Annotated in this window: 10 protein-coding genes; 6 read left to right on the top strand and 4 right to left on the bottom strand. The window is 69.9% G+C overall.

Annotated elements, in window-relative coordinates:
* Positions 1-97 precede the first annotated feature (97 nt).
* The 3 genes from IE263_RS40500 (at position 98) to IE263_RS40490 (ending at position 9,707) form a co-directional block, all read left to right on the top strand.
* Complete coding sequence (locus IE263_RS40500) at positions 98-6,748, top strand: type I polyketide synthase (protein ID WP_189943111.1); 6,651 nt, start codon at positions 98-100, stop codon at positions 6,746-6,748.
* A 691-nt stretch (positions 6,749-7,439) separates the two neighbouring features.
* Positions 7,440-8,372, top strand: a complete 933-nt coding sequence (locus IE263_RS40495) for an alpha/beta hydrolase (protein ID WP_189943110.1) — start codon at positions 7,440-7,442, stop codon at positions 8,370-8,372.
* A 93-nt stretch (positions 8,373-8,465) separates the two neighbouring features.
* On the top strand, positions 8,466-9,707 hold the full coding sequence (locus IE263_RS40490) for a glycosyltransferase (protein WP_189943109.1): 1,242 nt from the start codon (positions 8,466-8,468) through the stop codon (positions 9,705-9,707).
* A 557-nt stretch (positions 9,708-10,264) separates the two neighbouring features.
* Here the strand turns inward: IE263_RS40490 and IE263_RS40485 are convergent.
* Positions 10,265-11,200 carry a LysR family transcriptional regulator gene (locus IE263_RS40485; protein ID WP_189943108.1) on the bottom strand — a complete coding sequence of 312 codons (936 nt, stop codon included), beginning with the start codon at positions 11,198-11,200 and terminating at the stop codon, positions 10,265-10,267.
* A 130-nt stretch (positions 11,201-11,330) separates the two neighbouring features.
* Here IE263_RS40485 and IE263_RS40480 point away from each other — a divergent pair, with 130 nt between their 5' ends.
* From IE263_RS40480 to IE263_RS40470, 3 genes are all read left to right on the top strand, one after another.
* Positions 11,331-12,623, top strand: a complete 1,293-nt coding sequence (locus tag IE263_RS40480; protein ID WP_229911432.1) for an MFS transporter — start codon at positions 11,331-11,333, stop codon at positions 12,621-12,623.
* Positions 12,624-12,707: 84 nt separating this feature from the next.
* The gene (locus IE263_RS40475) at positions 12,708-12,911 is read left to right on the top strand and encodes an aquaporin (protein WP_229911431.1); all 204 of its coding nucleotides are present in this window, start codon (positions 12,708-12,710) and stop codon (positions 12,909-12,911) included.
* 16 nt (positions 12,912-12,927) lie between these two features.
* Entirely contained in the window at positions 12,928-13,893 is a 966-nt protein-coding gene (locus tag IE263_RS40470; protein ID WP_189943107.1) for a D-2-hydroxyacid dehydrogenase family protein, read from the top strand.
* A gap of 63 nt (positions 13,894-13,956) precedes the next feature.
* Here the strand turns inward: IE263_RS40470 and IE263_RS40465 are convergent, their stop codons facing one another.
* From IE263_RS40465 to IE263_RS40455, 3 genes are read right to left on the bottom strand one after another with little or no spacing between them, the layout of a single operon-like run.
* Positions 13,957-14,703 carry a 3-oxoacid CoA-transferase subunit B gene (locus IE263_RS40465; protein ID WP_229911430.1) on the bottom strand — a complete coding sequence of 249 codons (747 nt, stop codon included), beginning with the start codon at positions 14,701-14,703 and terminating at the stop codon, positions 13,957-13,959.
* On the bottom strand, positions 14,700-15,386 hold the full coding sequence (locus IE263_RS40460) for a 3-oxoacid CoA-transferase subunit A (protein WP_189943106.1): 687 nt from the start codon (positions 15,384-15,386) through the stop codon (positions 14,700-14,702). Before IE263_RS40460 ends, IE263_RS40465 begins: the two co-directional genes overlap by 4 nt.
* A complete protein-coding gene (locus IE263_RS40455; protein ID WP_189943105.1) occupies positions 15,383-16,585 on the bottom strand; it encodes a thiolase family protein in 1,203 nt (400 codons plus the stop codon). The genes IE263_RS40460 and IE263_RS40455 overlap by 4 nt, the downstream gene beginning before the upstream one ends.
* Between the last annotated feature and the right edge of the window lie 67 nt (positions 16,586-16,652).

The raw sequence follows: 16,652 nt of genomic DNA, 5'->3' as shown, positions 1-16,652 counted from the left end.
TGGAGGGGAGGCGGAAGCCCGGCCACCGAGCGCTGAGCATCCCCCTCCCACAGGGGCTCCGGGTACCGCGACGCCGGCCGCCGCCGAGATTCGCTCCATGCTGCGCCATCTGGTCGCAGACCTGTGCGGCGTACCCGGCGACGAGCTCGACGGCGAGCGTCCCCTGACCGAGTACGGACTCACCTCGCGCCAAGCGGTCGGTCTCAGCGGACGACTGGAACAGCTGCTCAACAGGACACTCCCCGCCACCTTGGTGTGGGAGAACCCGAGCATCGAGCAACTGGTCCGCAGCCTGGCACCGGGAAACCCGCCGGAACGGTCCGCCTGCGCCCCGACGGAAGCCGAGGGCATGGACCACACCGGATCCCACGCGATCGCGGTGCTCGGTATCGGATGCCGTCTTCCCGGCGGCATCCATGGGCCTGACGCCTTCTGGGAGGGGCTGCTCGCAGGGAAGGACGCCGTGGGCCAGGTCCCGGACGAACGCTGGGAGGACTTCGACGACGGGGCGTCCGAGACCGCGGCAGTGCTGGCACGCACCACTCGCTGGGGTGCTTTCCTGGATGACGTCGAGGGCTTCGACGCGGATTTCTTCGGGATCGAGCCCGGGGAAGCCGACGTCATGGACCCTCAGCAAAGACTCCTGCTCGAAGTGGGGTGCGAGGCCCTCGACCACGCGGGAATCCCGCTTCCGTCCCTCCACGGCAGTGCCACCGGCGTGTTCGTCGGTCTCAGCGCGCTCGAGTACGGACATCTGACCACAGCGGACCTGTCGGAGGTCACGCCGTGGACGAGCACCGGGGCGGCAGGCAGCATTGCCGCAAACCGCATGTCCTACCTGCTCGACCTCCGCGGCCCGAGCATGACGATCGACTCCGCCTGTTCCTCGTCCCTCGTCGCCGTGCACCAGGCGTGCCGCAGCCTCCGCAACGGTGAATGCGACACCGCCCTGGCCGCCGGGGTCAACGTGCTGCTCTCGCCGGCCGTCACCGCCAACTTCGACCAGATCGGCGTGTTGGCACCGGACGGCAGATGCAAGCCGTTCGACGCGAGGGCCGACGGCATCGTGCGCGGGGAAGGGTGCGGCGTCGTCGTCCTCAAACGACTCACCGACGCCCAGCGCGACGGCGACAGGATTCTGGCCGTCATCCGCGGGACAGCGGTCAACTCGGACGGCCGCTCGGCCGGGCTCATGGCACCCAACCCGGCCGCCCAGGAGGCACTGCTGCGCAGCGCTCTGCGCGACGCCGGCACCGAAGCAGCCGACATCGGCTATGTCGAAGCCCACGGCACCGGAACGCTGCTGGGTGACCCCATCGAGGCGGGAGCCCTGGGTGCCGTCCTGGGCCGTGACCGCCCCGCCGGCCAACCCCTGCTGATCGGCTCGGTCAAGAGCAATCTGGGGCATCTGGAGGGCGCAGCGGGGATCGTAGGCCTCATCAAGACGGTGCTCTCGCTCCACCACGGAAAGCTGCCTGCCAGCCTCCACTTCCAAAGCCCCAATCCGCACATCGACTTCACCGAGCTGGGACTGCGCGTCGTCGCCGAGCCGACGCCCTGGCCGGCCGAACGCGGGCGCCCCGCTCTGGCGGGTGTTTCGGCCTTCGGGTTCGGAGGCACCAACGCTCATGCCATCCTCGAGCAGGCGCCCCAGCCGGCTCCGTTGCCCGCCGAGGCACCCGAGCCCAGCCATCGGGGCGACACGGACGGGCGGGAGCGCACCGCAGAGGGTGTTCCGCACATCCTGGTGGTCACCGCACGTTCACAGGACCGGCTCGGCGATGTCGCCACCGGTCTCGCCCATTGGCTGAACGCGCAGGGCGGTGCGCTGCCGCTCGCGGATGTCTGCCACACGCTCGCACACCAACGCAGGGGACCGGCAAGCGCCGCCGTCGTCGGCCGAGGGCGACACGACCTCACCGCAGCACTCGTAGCGCTCGCCAAGGGCGAGAGCCCGGCGTGCGTCGTGGCACCACGGACAGCACAGGATTCTGAAACAGACCGGAAGACTCCCCGCAGACCGGTTCTCGTCTTCTCCGGTTACGGCTCCCAGTGGGACGGGATGGGCCGCCGGCTGCTGGCCGACGATCCCGTCTTCGCCGCCTCCGTAGGGGAACTGGACCCGGTCTTCGAGGCGGAGACGGGCAGTCCTCTGAGGGACCTGATCTCCCGTACGGACCAGGGCACGAGCGTCGACCGCACACAGCCGCTCCTCTTCGGCCTGCAACTCGCCCTGGCGAACACGTTGCGCGCCTACGGAGTCGAACCCGCCGCCGTCATCGGACACTCGATGGGAGAGGTGACCGCGGCCGTGGTCGCCGGCGCTCTCGACACCCGCGACGGCCTACGAGTGATCCTCAACCGCTCCACCCGGCTCGCGGCCATCGACCAGGAGCAGGCCGGCGCCATGGCTGCCGTGGAGCTGCCGGAGGAAGCCCGCGCGGACATCCTCGGCCGTTATCCGGATGTCGGCATCGCGGTGTACGCCTCGCCGCAGCGTTGCACCGTCACCGGTCCCAGCGAACCGGTTGCGCGTCTGGTCGAGGAACTCGAGGGGCAGGGGCGACTCGCCCGCCTCCTCTCTGTCCGCGCCGCCGGCCATTCCCCGGCAGTCGATCCAGTCCTTCCCGCGCTGCGCGACGCCCTCGACGGCATCAGCCCACGCAGCGCGACCATCCCCTGGTACGGGACGGTCCTCGACGACGCGCGCGCCGACGTCCACGCGGACGCGGACTACTGGTGCGCCAACGTCCGCCGTCCTGTTCGCTTCCAGCAGGCGGTCGCAGCCGCGGCGGCCGACGGCCACGACGTCTTCCTGGAGATCTCACCGCACCCCATCGCCGTCGTCCCGATCAGCGAGACGCTTGACGCGGTGTCCCCAGGGTGCGGTCGCGTGCTGCCGACGGTTCACCGGAACAGCGATGAAAGCGTGCAGCTGCGCACCGCACTCGCGGAGCTCCACCTGTCCGGAACGGAAGGCCTGGCCCGGCAACTGTGGCCGGAAGGCAAGCGGGTGACAGTGCCGAGCCCTCCCTGGCGTCATGTCCCTCACTGGTTCCGTAGCGGCAGCCTGTCGAGGCGGCCGTCCGGCGCAGGCGGCCACTCCCTGCTGGGCGCGCGGGTGGAGGATCCCGGCACGGACCGTGTCCTGTGGCACGGCGACCTCGGTACCGACGGCTGGAACCAGCAGCCTGCCACGCTGCACGGCAGACCGGTTCTGTCGCTGCCCGCCTGCGCGGAGCTCGTGATCGCTGCGGCGACCGCCACGAGCGCCACGGCCATCGAGGCAGTACGCATCGAGAACCTGGCAGTTCATCACTGGCTGCCGATCTCCGCGAGGACGCCTGTCACGACCGTCTGGGAGCCGGCGGGACGCGATCAGGCAACCGTCGGCATCCACTCACGATCCGCATCCGGCGCCTGGCTGTGCCATGCCTCTGCCCGCGTTCTCACCAGACCCGAACCGCTGACGCGTCGTGGACCGGGAGGGGCCGCTCCCTTCGAGGTCGGCCTCCCCGTCCCCACTGCCGAGGAACACGCACCGGACCGACGACCGCACGGCAAGCTCCTCCACACCGTCCTGCACGCGCCGGCCGGTCGGGACCGCACGGACGGGGAGGTACCCGGGGCGGACCCCGCACCGTCCGCAACGGAGGACGTTCCGGTCTCCGTACAGTCCCTGCAGGTACAGCTGCGCGCTCCCGCCCCTGCCGAATGCCGGGTCCAGTGCCTGCCGCGTACCGGCGAGCCGACCACCGGCGACGCTTCCGGCCGGTCACTCCACCGTGGCCTGTGGGACATCCATGCGGAGGACGCCGGGGGACGCGAGCTCATCGTGGCCCAGGGGATGCGGCTCCGGGCCATCGAGCCGGCCGAGGTCCCGCAGCCGCTCGAAGAAACCACCTATGAGATCGAATGGGAGAAGGCGCCTGTCGCCCTCCCCTCCCCTCCGACCCACGTCCTCCTGCTGACGGACCAGTCCGACGGCAGCGGGAACCCCTATGCCGCTCCCCTCAAGTCGGCACTGCAGGAACAGGGCGTCGAGGTGGCGATCGCGGACCGCCGGGCCGACTCCTTCGACAGCCTGCTGGAGACCTGGCGCGAAGAGACACACGACGGGCGCGCCGCCCTGGTCATGCTCCTGACCGACGGCGCCGAGCCGACCGGAGCGTGTCCAGGACTTCACGCCGCGGCGGACGTCGCCCGCCGTCTGGCCTCGGACCCGCGGCACCTGTCGGTTCCCCGGCTGTGGCTCGTGACCGAGCGAGCGCAGTCAGTGGTGCCGGGGGAAACGGGGAACCCCGACCTGGCCTCTCTTCGCGGTCTCGTGCGCGTTCTGGCCCTGGAGCATCCCGCTCTGCGTGCCACTCTGGTGGACATCGACGTGCAGCCCGGGCTCGTCGACGACCTGGCCCTGGAACTGCTCTCCGACGGCGAGGCCGACGAGGTCGCCTGGCGTGGCGGTACCCGCTTCGTCGCCCGACTGGCTGCCGCGGACTCGAACGACGCACCCGTCAGGGTGCCCTTCGCACGTCCTGACGGCGCCTACATCGTGACGGGCGGACTGACCGGCCTCGGCCTGGCGACGACGCGACGGCTGGCCGAGCAAGGCGCGGGCCGCATCGTCCTGAACGGCCGCCGTACCCCGAGCCCCGCGACGCAGGCCGTCCTCACCGCACTCGGCGAGCTCGGCACCTCCCTCGTCGTGGTGCAGGGAGACGTCGCTCAGCCCGGTGTGGCCGCGCGTCTGGTCGAGGCGGCCCTGTCCGAAGGACATGCCCTGTGCGGGGTCGCACACGCTGCGGCCGTGATCCACGACCACATGATCACCGACCTGCAATCGTCCGACATCGACGCTGTCTTCCGACCGAAGGTGACGGGAGCCCTCCAGCTGGAGGCGGCCACCGCGGGGCACGATCTCGACTGGTGGCTGGCCTACAGCTCCGCCGCCGCGCTCTTCGGCTCCCCCGGACAGGCGGCCTACGCCGCTGCCAACGCCTGGCTGGACGCGCACGCCCATCGCCGCCGGGCCGTCGGTCTGCCGGCAACCGCCATCGCCTGGGGCCCCTGGGCCGAGGTGGGTGCGGCACCCCAGAACCCCGCCGTGAACTCCGCCCTGGCTCTTGAACCCATCACCTTGGCCGAAGGGCTGGACGCCCTCCAGGCGCTCGCCACCCGGGGCAGGGCGCACACCGGCGTGGTGCATCTGGACGCCCGCCGGGTACTGGAAGCCTTTCCCGGACTGGACGCCGTCCCGTTCTTCGCGGGGGTTCTGCGCGCCAGTGGTCTCCCCGACGACGACTGGGACGGCCCGGGAGGCATCGAGACGCTCGGCGAAGCAGCCCCCGCCAAGGTCTACGAACGTCTCGTCAAGCGTACGGCCGCCGTCATGGGACGCGCTGTCCAGGACCTGGACGAGAACACTCCTCTGACCGACCTCGGCCTCGACTCCCTCATGACCGTGCGGATCCAGAACGCCGCCAAGCAGGACTTCGCCGTGGCCCTGCCAGCGCCCTTCCTTCTGCGGGGTGCCAGTCTTCGTGCCCTCGGTGACGCGGTACTGCGGGAACTGGGTCTGGTGCGGTCTGATCCGAGTGACGCGACGGCAGCCGGACAACCCGCCGGGCAGGAGCGCGTCAGCACGGGGACGATCCCGGCGCTGCCGACCACGCTGGGTCCTCGCGATGCCGCCGAACGCCTGGTGGCCGGCGTCTGGAACGAGATCCTCGGGCGGCGGCCGGAAGACGTCAACCAGGACTTCATTGCCGCGGGTGGTGACCAGCGCACCGCTCATGACGTGGTGGAGGGCATCCGTCGGCGCCTGGATGCCACTGCTCCGCACCTCACCGCGGAGCATGTTCTCGCCCACTCCACCGTCGCCACCCTCGCGGAGCTGATCCGGCCCGTGGTGAACGGAACAGGCGAGTCCGTCCTTCGCGTCCTCCGCGACGTCCAGCCCGGCGCCCACCGCCCCGCCCTGTTCACCTTTCACCCCGCAGGCGGCCCGACATCGGTCTACCGGCCCCTCGTCCAGCTGCTTCCGACCACACAGCCCGTGTACGGATTCGACCGTGTGGACTCCCTCCGGACGATGGAGGAGAAGGCGGACCACTACCTCGGTCTCATCCGGGAGCTTCAGCCGCAGGGGCCGTACCACCTGCTGGGCTGGTCCTTCGGTGGCTGTCTGGCCTACGAGGTCGCCCGCCGGCTCCGCGAGACGGACGAGGCCGTGGGCTTCCTCGGACTCGTCGACACCATCCTGCAGGCAGCTCTCCCGGGGCTGGATTCCAAGGAGATGCTCATCAAACGGTTCGGCCGCTTCGCCGAGTACGTCGAGAAAACGTACGGACACCGTCTTGACCTGCCCTACGAGGAACTGGCTGCCACGCCTGACGAGCAGCAGATCGACGTGGTCATGCGGCGCGTCGCCGAAGCGGGCCTCGACATGAGCCCCGGAATCATGGAGCACCAGCGGACGTCCTACGTCGACGCGCGCGTGGGAGAGCGGTATCGGCCTCAGCCCTATCCGGGCCACGTCGTGCTCTACCGCGCCCAGGAGGCACAGCGGCTGACCACGGCGCTCGACCCCCGCTATGTGCGCAGCGAGGCAGACCTCGGATGGGCGCCGTTGTGCCCGTCACTCGAGGTCGTACCCGTCCCGGGCGACCACTTGTCGCTCATCGACCCGCCTCATGTCGAGGTCATCGCGCGGCACCTCACCAAAGCCCTTGACCGGCAGGGCACCTGACACGCGGCGCCGACCAGTCCCGGGCGATCGGCCGCCCCGCCCGGCGGCCGATCAACCGAGTTGGTCTGCGTCGTAGAAGCAGACCGGACGGCACGGGCAGCGATCAGGCTGGGAGCGTTCAGCCGGAGCACCGTGCTGTCCGAACGCAGGGAAGCAGTCCTTCTGGCGGGAGTTCAGCCCGCCCACCGGAATACCGCCACGGGTGCGGACGAGCTGACCCGCGCGGGAATGACGGGCGACCTGATGATCATATATACACAAAAGCGGCGTGTTGGCTGGAATTCGATGGCCGCTCTGGGCATGGTCTGCACGTGGATATCGATCTTGTCCCCGATGTTCCGTCCCCGGATGGAGAAGCAAGCCGGCGTGACAAGCCGGCGCTGAAGGCTGGTTACCGGCATCCGCGGCAGGACAGGGCCGTCGTGCACCTCAGGAGTCGCGGCGCCGACACGTTGCACGCGCCGCTCATCGCCGCGTAACGACGCCGGAAGCCAAGACCCACAGCACGCGCCCACTCAGCACCTGCGCGGTTCCGGCCCGTCCACCGCCGCTCCCGTCAGTCTCGCGCCGTTCCGGGTCCCACCCGCCCCAAGGAGTCTCACAGCCCATGCCATCTGCCCGCACAAAGTCCACCGGCCGGGCACGCCTCACAGGCCGCTCACTCCTGGCTTGTCTCTTGCTCCTCACACCGATGTACGGCACCGCAACTGCTGCCGCCAGCACCGGCGCGGACCAGGCATCCCGGTCGGCGGGCACCGGCGCCCGGATCACAGCCGTCACCCACCTCGACGCACGCACGCTGGACATGACCGTCCAGTCACGGGCCATGCGCAGCTTCGTAAAGGTCCGCGTCATCCTCCCGAAGAGCTGGAAGATCGAGAGGGGACGCACGTTCCCCGTGCTCTACATGCTGCACGGCGGGGCGGACGACTACACCTCCTGGACGCGCGAGACGGACGTCGAGGCACTGGCGGAGAACTCCGAGGCACTTGTCGTGATGCCCGACGGGGGGCGATACGGCTACTACTCCGACTGGTACGCCGGCAGGCCCCGATGGGAGACGTTCCACACCGTCGAACTGGTCCAGCTCATGGAGAGGAGATTCCGCGCCAACTCCTCCCGTGCCGCCATCGGCCTGTCGATGGGGGGCTTCGGCGCGCTCAACTACGCGGCGCGTCACCCGGGGATGTTCCGGTACGTGGCCTCCATGAGCTCATACGTCGACCTCAACGAACCCTCGGTGCGTCTTCTCCTCGATCTCGGCTCCACCGCGGACGGCGTCGACCTGGATGACGTCTGGGGCGACCCGAAGGAAAACGTCGACATCTGGCAGGCCCACAACCCGGCCGCCAGGCCAGACGCCTTCCGCGGAACGAAGGTCCATCTCTCCTCGGGAAACGGAACACCCGGGCCACTGGACGAGGGCCGTCCGCTCTCTGCGCTCCTGGTGGGCGCGGCAGCCGAGAAAACACTCCCGGCATCGTTGCAGAAATTCGCTGAATCGCTCCGCTCGGCGGGCGTCGATGTCTCGACGAACCTCTACGAACCCGGAACGCACTCCTGGCCCTACTGGGAGCGTGAACTGCACAGCATCTGGCCCACGGTGATGGAGGAACTCACGTAGCGAACCCGGCCTTCATCCGTGAGCGGGACGCGCTGCCCGCCTCGCGGTCATCCCGTCAGCAACGGTAGGCGTACGACATGGATCGAGGCAGGCATGGGCCGAACAGTAGTGATCTTTGCCGCAGGGTCACGTGGGGACGTCCAGCCGTGCCTGGCGCTGGGCAGCGCACTGTCCGGCCAGGGCGACACCGTCCGCCTGCTCGCCAGTACCCGCTACCAGCGACTGATCACCGCGGCGGGACTGCAGTTCCACTCTCTCCCGGCCGACCCCAGCGAGATCATCGACTCGCCCGAAGGACAGGAACTGCTGGCCGGCCGACGCAACCCGGTGGCCTTCATCCGCGGCATCCACCGGATCGTGCGGCCGCTGTTCTCCCGCTTGCTCGCGGAGACCCGGGCGGGTGCCGAGGGAGCCGATCTCGTCCTGGCGCCCACATTCGGCTTCCTCGGCGTCCATCTGAGTCAGTATCTGCGCGTCCCGCACGCGATCATCCATTTCCAGCCCAGCCAGCCCACGGGAGTGTTCCCCCACCCGTTCGCGCCGGCCGCGCGGTTCCTCGGATCCTTCGGAAACCGCCTCAGCTTCGAGGCGGTCAACCTGGGATCGTGGCTGATGTGCCGTCAGTTCATCAACACATGGCGCAGGGAGGGCCTCGGCCTTCCCGCCCTCTCACCGCTCGGCCCTCGCCGTCGGGTCCGCCATGCCCCCGTGCTGTGTGCGTTCAGCCCTGCCGTCGTACCCCGGCCGCCCGACTGGGGACCCAACGTCCACATGACCGGTTTCTGGCACCACGAACAGCCACTGTGGAAACCGCCACGGCGCCTGCTCGACTTCCTGGACGACGGACCCCCGCCCGTGTACGTGGGCTTCGGCAGCATGAGAACCAGCGACCCCGAGGCCACCGACCGCGTCGTACGAGCCGCACTGCGGCGCGCAGGACTGCGTGGAGTGCTGGCCGGAGACCCTGCCACGAGTGACGACGACATGCTCGTGGTCGGGGACACACCCCACAGCTGGCTGTTCCCCCGCATGGCCGCGGTGGTCCACCACGGCGGTGCGGGCACCACGGCCTCGGCGCTGCGTGCAGGAGTGCCGTCCCTGGTCTGCCCGTTCTTCGGCGACCAACCCTACTGGGCCGACCGGGTACACAGCCTCGGAGCGGGGCCGAAGCCCTTGCCGTCCCGACACCTCACCGTCTCCGCTCTAGCCGACCGCCTGCGAGTCGTCACAGGGGACGGCGGTCACACCGAGGCGGCCCGTCGGCTGGGCCGTGCGCTGACGGCCGAGAACGGTGTCGCGCGTGCCCGCCACGTCCTGAACCAGCTTGTCGGGTAACCCCTCACGGGGCACCTGATCCAGGTGGTTGACAGTTCTGGGCGTTTGAGTGCGCGTGCCCACCATGGAGGGCCCCTCGTCACAGCTCTGACCGGATCCGGAGGATGTCCCGGTCGGCCGGTGAGCGGCCGTTGCTCCCGTGGGAGACGAAGTCGTGGTGCAGGAGGCAGGTGAGCGCGATCGCCACGTCCAGGTCGGTATTACCGCTGGCGGACTGAACCGCAGTGACTCGATCAGCCCGACGTCGAGCACCCAGTGCTTCCCCCAACCGTCGCCGCCGCTGAAGAACGCCGTCGGCTTCAGGCCCACCCTCGTGGGTGATCTTCCAGGACATGGTCGTCCGTCGACGACGCGGCCACCAGAGGCCGTACAGGCACAGGGCTCTCGTCGTCCACCTCGCCGTCAGTGCCGGACGGTGCGGACGAAGCGGCCGTCCGTACGACCGTCGCGTCGTCAAGACCACGTCCTGACCGTTCCCGTGCCCGCACGCTGATACCGGCTCGGCTGCGTCCGTCACACCTGGTAGGGCTTTGCCAGGTCGTGTCGTAGGGGGCCGTTCATCGCGGAATCACCCAGCCCGGTGCCCAGGTCCCGGCGGCGTCATGGCCGGCCGCTGTGGCGGCGAGGTGGGCGCGGAGGGTGGCCAGCGCTGGGTGGGGGTTGTCGCGGTGCCAGAGGAGCGAGTGCGGGTAGATGGGTGTCGGGTCGGTGATCGGGATGCGGCGCAGGCCGTGGTCGGCGGGCCAGATGAGGCGGGTGTGCTCGCCCATGAAGGTGGCCAGGGCCGGGGTGTCGGAGATGGTGTCGAGGAGCGCGTCGGAGCCGAAGTTCGGGCCGGTCGCCTCGATGGTGAGGCCGAACTCGGCGACGAGGTCGTGGTAGTAGGCGCCCCACTCGGTACCGGGGACGATGCCGGGCATCCAGATCCGGTGCCCGACGAGCTGAGCGACGGTCACCGACCGGGCGCCCGCCAGCGCGTGGGCGGGGCCGGTGAGGAGCTGGAGCGGCTCGTCGAGCACCCGGACGGACTCGATGTCCTCGGGAAGTGGCCGACCGGGCGCGGCGACGGCGCGGAAGGACGCGTCGATCGCACCGGAGCGGATGGCGGCGACGGCCGTCTCGATTTCGAACAGCATCACCACGTCGAGGTCGATCTCGGGGTACGCGCGGTGGAAGCCGCGCATCAGACCCGACTGCGCGCTACGCGAAGCGATCACGTCGACGCGCAGCGGACGGCGGCCGGGGCGCACGGACCCGACCGCGCGCTCGGCGACGCGCAGCAGCTCGCGCGCGTGGGGCAGGAACGCCTGGCCGTCGATGCTGAGCTCGGCGCCGCGAGGGGCGCGGGTGAACAACCGCACGCCGAGGCTGCGCTCCAGCGCGGCGATGCGCTTGGAGACAGCCTGCTGGGTGATCGACAGGTCGGCAGCGGCTTTCTGGAACTGGCCCGCTTCCGCAACGGCGACGAAGGTGCGTACTGCTTCGAGATCCACGCCGATCCACCTTAGTGAACAACAGATGGTTGTGTATGGCCGGCAGTGCAGTTGTTTGACCTGCCGTTGTGCTGCTCGCTTAGCTCTCACAGGTCAACGTCAGTTTGTTCGGGTGGGAGCGCTGAGCAGGGTGGGCAGGAGACCGTTGGGGCGGCGGTTCGGCTGGCTGTGGGCGGCATATGCGGTGAGCGCCTATGGGTCCGGGCTGGGGTTCGGTGCATTGCCGCTGATCGCCGTGCTGGCGTTGCACGCCAGTCCCGCTGAGGTGTCCGCGCTGTCCGCCGTGGGCCCTGCGGTGGGCGCGCTGATCGCGGTGCCGCTCGCGCCGTGGGTGGAGTTTCGGCGCAAGCGCCCGGTCATGATCACGATGGACCTGACCCGGTTCGCGGCCATGGCGACGATCCCGGTCGCCTACGCCTTCGGCCGGCTCGGTTTCGTCCAGCTGCTCGTGATCTCGACCCTGGTCGCCGCAGCCAAGATCGCCTTCAACGCGGCCGGCGGCGCCTACCTCAAGGCCCTCGTCCGGCCGGACGACCTGCTCGTCGCCAACGCGCGGTTCGAGTCCACGAACTGGAGCTCCATCGCGGTCGGGCCACCGCTGGGCGGAGCGGCAATCGGCCTGTTCGGGCCGGTCACCACCGTGGTGGCCGACGCACTCAGCTACCTGCTCTCCGCGCTGAGCATCACCGCGATCCGCGGCCGAGAAGAAGCGCCGCAAACAACCGGCAAAAGCCCGGCCCGGGCGGGCGCATCGCTTGACGGCTGGCGACACATCATGGGGCATCCCGGCTTGCGGGCGCTCTACCTCAACCAAATGCTCGTCGCCGGTCTGATCATGGCCACCGAGCCGCTGCTGGCCGTGCTCCTGCTTCGCCAGCTCGGGTTCCCACCCTGGCAGTACGGCCTCGCCTTCGCCGCCCCCTGCCTCGGCGGACTCATCGGCGCCCGGCTGGCCCGCCGCGTCGTGGCCCGCTACGGCCGGCACTGGGTCTTCCGGACCATCGGCACCCTGCGCGCCATCTGGCTGCTCGGCCTGGCCTTCGTCCGTCCCGGCATCGTCGGCCTCGTCACCGTGACAGCCGTCGAGCTGGCGATCGTCATCAACATGAGCCTGTACACCCCGGTGCTCGCCACATACCGGCTCGAACACACCCCCAAGCATCTCGTCGCCCGCACCCTGTCGGCCTGGTCGATCGGCCAGCAGGCGTCCATCGCCATCCTCACCGCGCTCGCCGGGCTGCTCGCCGACGTCACCAGCCCACGCACCGCTCTCACGGTCGCGGGACTGCTCATCCTCACCAGCCCGCTCCTGCTTCCCCGACACGACCACACGCCGCAGCACGAGCCGGAACCGGCCCCTGATGACGGACCCGCTGTGACGGGCACAGTGGACCGCGAAGGCGGTTCGTCCGGGGAGGCGTGATCGCAGGACCGGCCGTGGAGCGTCGTCGCCGTCGCGGGCATCGGCATCTTCAGCCGCCGACTCGGGCCGTTCACCCCGTGGGCCGTGGGCACCCTGATCGCCGTACGGATCGTCGCCTTCGGCATGCTTTCCGGCGGAGTCGCCAATCCCGTCAGTCAGTTCGGCCCGGCCCTGCTCGCAGGCGACACGCCCTTCCTGGCGGTGTACCTGCCGGCGCCAATGCTCGGGGCCCTTGCAGCCACCGTCGTCATCAACCACCACACCCGCGCCCGGCGTGCGGACCGATGAAAGGCAGACTGTCCGCATGACTCTCCACTGCGCTGTGCTGGACGACTACCAGGGCGCCGCCCTGACCCTGGCGGACTGGAGCCCCCTCGCCGGCAAGGTCGAGGTGCGCACGCTTCGCGACAACATCACCGACCGGGACAAGCTCGTGGCCGCGCTCGCCGACTGCGAGATCGTCGTGGCCATGCGGGAGCGCACCCCCTTCGACGCCGGTCTTCTGCGTCGTCTGCCCCGGCTGCGCCTGCTGGTGACCACCGGTATGCGCAACGCTTCCATCGACCTCGCCGCGGCGGCGGCCCAGGGCGTGACCGTCTGCGGTACGGCGAGCAGCTCCACCCCGCCCGTCGAGCTGACCTGGGCGCTTGTCCTCGGCCTCGCCCGGCACGTCACAGCCGAGAACCGGGCCTTGCGCGAGGGCGGCCCCTGGCAGTCCACCGTCGGCCAGGACCTGCACGGCCGGACCCTGGGTCTGCTCGGACTCGGCAAGATCGGCACCCGGGTCGCCCGCGTCGCCACCGCCTTGGGTATGGAGGTCCTCGCCTGGAGCGAGAACCTCACCGCCGGGCGAGCAGCCGACGCCGGAGCCCAACTCGCGGAAAACAAAGAGGACTTGCTGCGCCGCAGCGACTTCGTGTCCGTCCACCTCGTGCTGTCCGACCGCACCCGCGGCCTGCTCGGCGAGCCGGAACTGCGCGCCATGCGCCCGCACGCCTACCTGGTCAACACCTCCCGCGCTGCCATCGTCGACCGGACGGCACTCCTGCGCGCCCTGCGCGAGGGCTGGATCGCCGGGGCGGGGCTCGACGTCTTCGAGACCGAGCCGCTCCCCGCCGACGACCCCCTGCGCTCCCTGCCGAACGTGCTCGCCACCCCGCACCTCGGCTACGTCACCGAGCAGAACTACCGCACCTTCTACACGGAAGCGGTGGAGGACATCAGCGCCTTCCTCGCAGGTACTCCCGTTCGAGTGCTGACGGTCGGCTGAGCTCTTCGGACATCCCGTCGACGCGTCGGTGGACGGGGCCCGTGCACTGCGACAAGGGCTGGGTCAATGACCGGGGGAGGGCGCTTCGCTCGGCACTGTCGGCCCGGCATGAGGAGCGGGCGACGGAGTCCTGTCTGCGTTCGCCGGTGCGAGAGGTACGTCGAGGCGTGCTGCGAGCTCGTCATACGAGATACCGAAGGTTTCGAGAACGGTGGCTCCTTCGGGGCCGACACGGAACGTCGCGAGGTCGGTGTAGACGCGGTCGACGCAGCCCAGCCCGGTCAGCGGGTAAGTGCATTCCCGCACCAGTTTGGGCGAGCCGTCCTTCGCGAAGAGCGTCATCATGACGAACACCTTCTTGGCGCCGATCGCGAGGTCCATGGCACCGCCCACGGCAGGGATCGCGTCGCGCGCGCCGGTGTGCCAGTTGGCCAGGTCACCGACAGCCGAGACCTGGAAGGCGCCGAGTACGCAGATGTCGAGGTGGCCGCCGCGCATCATCGCGAAGGAGTCGGCGTGATGGAAGTAGGCCGCTCCTGGCAGCTCCGTGACCGGGATCTTCCCCGCGTTGGTGAGATCGGGATCCACTTCGCCGGGCCTGGCTGCGGGGCCCATGTTGAGCATGCCGTTCTCGGTGTGCAGCACCACCCCCGATCCCGCCGGGAGGTGATCGGCGACCAGCGTCGGCTGGCCGATGCCCAGGTTGACGTAGGAGCCGCGCGGGATGTCGCGCGCCACCATGGCGGCCATCTCGTCCTTGCCCAGCGGCGCCCGGTCGAGGTTCTCCACCAGTGAGGGGGTCGAGTTCATGCGGACCTGCCTTCAGCAGCCGCCCCCGCCTGTACGACGCGGTCGACGTAGATGCTCGGTGTCACGACCGTCTCCGGGTCGATCGCACCGATCTCGACGATTTCGCGGACCTGTGCCACGACGGTCGTCGCGGCGGTGGCCATGACCGGTCCGAAGTTGCGGGCGGTCTTGCGGTAGACGAGGTTGCCCATGCGGTCGGCCCTGTGGGCGCCGATCAGCGCCACGTCACCCTTGATCGGGTACTCCAGGACGTAGGTGCGGCCGTTTATCTCGCGGGTCTCCTTCCCCTCCGCCAGGGGGGTGCCGACGCCCGTCGGCGAGAAGAACGCGCCGATGCCGGCCCCGGCCGCGCGCATCCGTTCGGCGAGGGTGCCCTGGGGCACCACCTCGAGTTCGATCCGTTGCTCGCGGTAGAGCCGGTCGAAGATCCAGGAGTCGGCTTGGCGGGGGAAGGAGCACACGATCCTTCGCACCCGCCCCTCGGCCAGCAGCGCGGCCAGCCCCGTGTCGCCGTTGCCGGCGTTGTTCGACACCACGGTCAGATCGCTCGCGCCCTGCCGGATGAGCGCGTCGATCAACTCGACCGGCATGCCGGCCATGCCGAACCCTCCGACCAGCACGGTCGAGCCGTCCCTGATCCCGGCCACGGCCTCATCGGCATCCGCGCACACCTGAACCGTCATCGGGCCCGCTCCGCAACGTTCTCCAGGACGACCGCCAGGGCCTGTCCGACACCGATGCAGATCGCGGCGACGCCCCACCGCCGGCCCGACTCGCGCAGCCGCGCGGCGAGGGTGCCGAGGATCCGGCCACCGGAGGCGCCGAGCGGATGGCCGATCGCGATCGCACCGCCCTTGGTGTTCACGATGGCCGGATCGATCTTCCAGGCGTCCACGCAGGCCAACGACTGAACGGCGAAGGCCTCGTTGAGTTCGACTGCCGACACGTCCGACCAGGAGATCCCTGCCCGCTTCAGCGCCCGCTCGGCCGCCTCGACCGGCGCGAACCCGAACATCTGCGGCTCCAGTGCCGATGCTCCGCGGCCCGCTATGCGAGCCAGCGGGGCCAGGCCGATGCGCGACGACGCCTCCTCCGAGCCGATCAGGACGGCAGAGGCACCGTCGTTCAGCGGTGAGGCGTTGCCGGCGGTGATGACGCCGTCGGGGCGGAACGCCGGCTGGAGGCCGGCCAGTTTCTGCGGCGTGGATCCGGGCCGGATGCCCTCGTCGCGGGAGAGCAGTACCTCGCCGTCCAGCACGACGGGAACCACCAGGTCGTCGTAGAAACCGGAGCCCCAGGCCTCGTCGGCGAGAAGGTGCGAGCGCGCGGCGAACTCGTCCTGCCGTTCCCGGGGGATGGCGAACCGCTCCGCCAACTGCTCGTTCGCCTCGCCCAGGGAGACGGTCCACTCCTTCGGCATGCGCTCGTTGACCAGCCGCCACCCCAGGGTCGTCGACACGGCGGTCACATTGCCGGCGGGGAAGGCGCGTGACGGCTTCGGCAGGACCCACGGCGCGCGGGTCATCGACTCCACCCCGCCGGTGAGGACGATGTCGGCGTCACCGCTCTCGACGGCACGCGAGCCGATGATCGCCGCGTCGAGCGAGGAGCCGCACAGCCGGTTGACGGTCGTGGCCGGCACCGACGTCGGCAGCCCCGCCAGGAGAACCGCCATCCGGCCGACGTTCCGGTTGTCCTCGCCCGCGCCGTTGGCGTTGCCCCAGACCACGTCGCCGATCAGTGCGGGGTCCAGCGACGGCGCCTTGGCCAGGGCTCCGGAGAGGGCGACGGCGGCGAGGTCGTCGGGCCGGACCTCGGCGAGCGCTCCACCGAACCGCCCGAAAGGCGTTCTCACTGCGGTGTAAACGAAGCTTGCAACCATGGGACTCACCGTAGGTACCGGGATTGTTCTCGTCCAATATTCAGTTCTGCTCGATTAATCAGTAACG

It is taken from the genome of Streptomyces aurantiogriseus (assembly GCF_014649375.1).
GTDB classification, from domain to species: domain Bacteria; phylum Actinomycetota; class Actinomycetes; order Streptomycetales; family Streptomycetaceae; genus Streptomyces; species Streptomyces aurantiogriseus.
The sequence above is the reverse complement of the archived record's forward strand: the minus strand, read 5'-3'. Positions and strand labels throughout refer to the sequence as shown.

Excerpts from the sequence above, each read along its gene's own strand:
- IE263_RS40500 (WP_189943111.1), top strand. The coding sequence starts at position 98 with ATGCTGCGCCATCTGGTCGCAGACCTGTGCGGCGTACCCGGCGACGAG.
- IE263_RS40495 (WP_189943110.1), top strand. The coding sequence starts at position 7,440 with ATGTACGGCACCGCAACTGCTGCCGCCAGCACCGGCGCGGACCAGGCA.
- IE263_RS40490 (WP_189943109.1), top strand. The coding sequence starts at position 8,466 with ATGGGCCGAACAGTAGTGATCTTTGCCGCAGGGTCACGTGGGGACGTC.
- IE263_RS40470 (WP_189943107.1), top strand. The coding sequence starts at position 12,928 with ATGACTCTCCACTGCGCTGTGCTGGACGACTACCAGGGCGCCGCCCTG.
- IE263_RS40465 (WP_229911430.1), bottom strand. The coding sequence starts at position 14,703 with ATGAACTCGACCCCCTCACTGGTGGAGAACCTCGACCGGGCGCCGCTG.
- IE263_RS40460 (WP_189943106.1), bottom strand. The coding sequence starts at position 15,386 with ATGACGGTTCAGGTGTGCGCGGATGCCGATGAGGCCGTGGCCGGGATC.
- IE263_RS40455 (WP_189943105.1), bottom strand. The coding sequence starts at position 16,585 with ATGGTTGCAAGCTTCGTTTACACCGCAGTGAGAACGCCTTTCGGGCGG.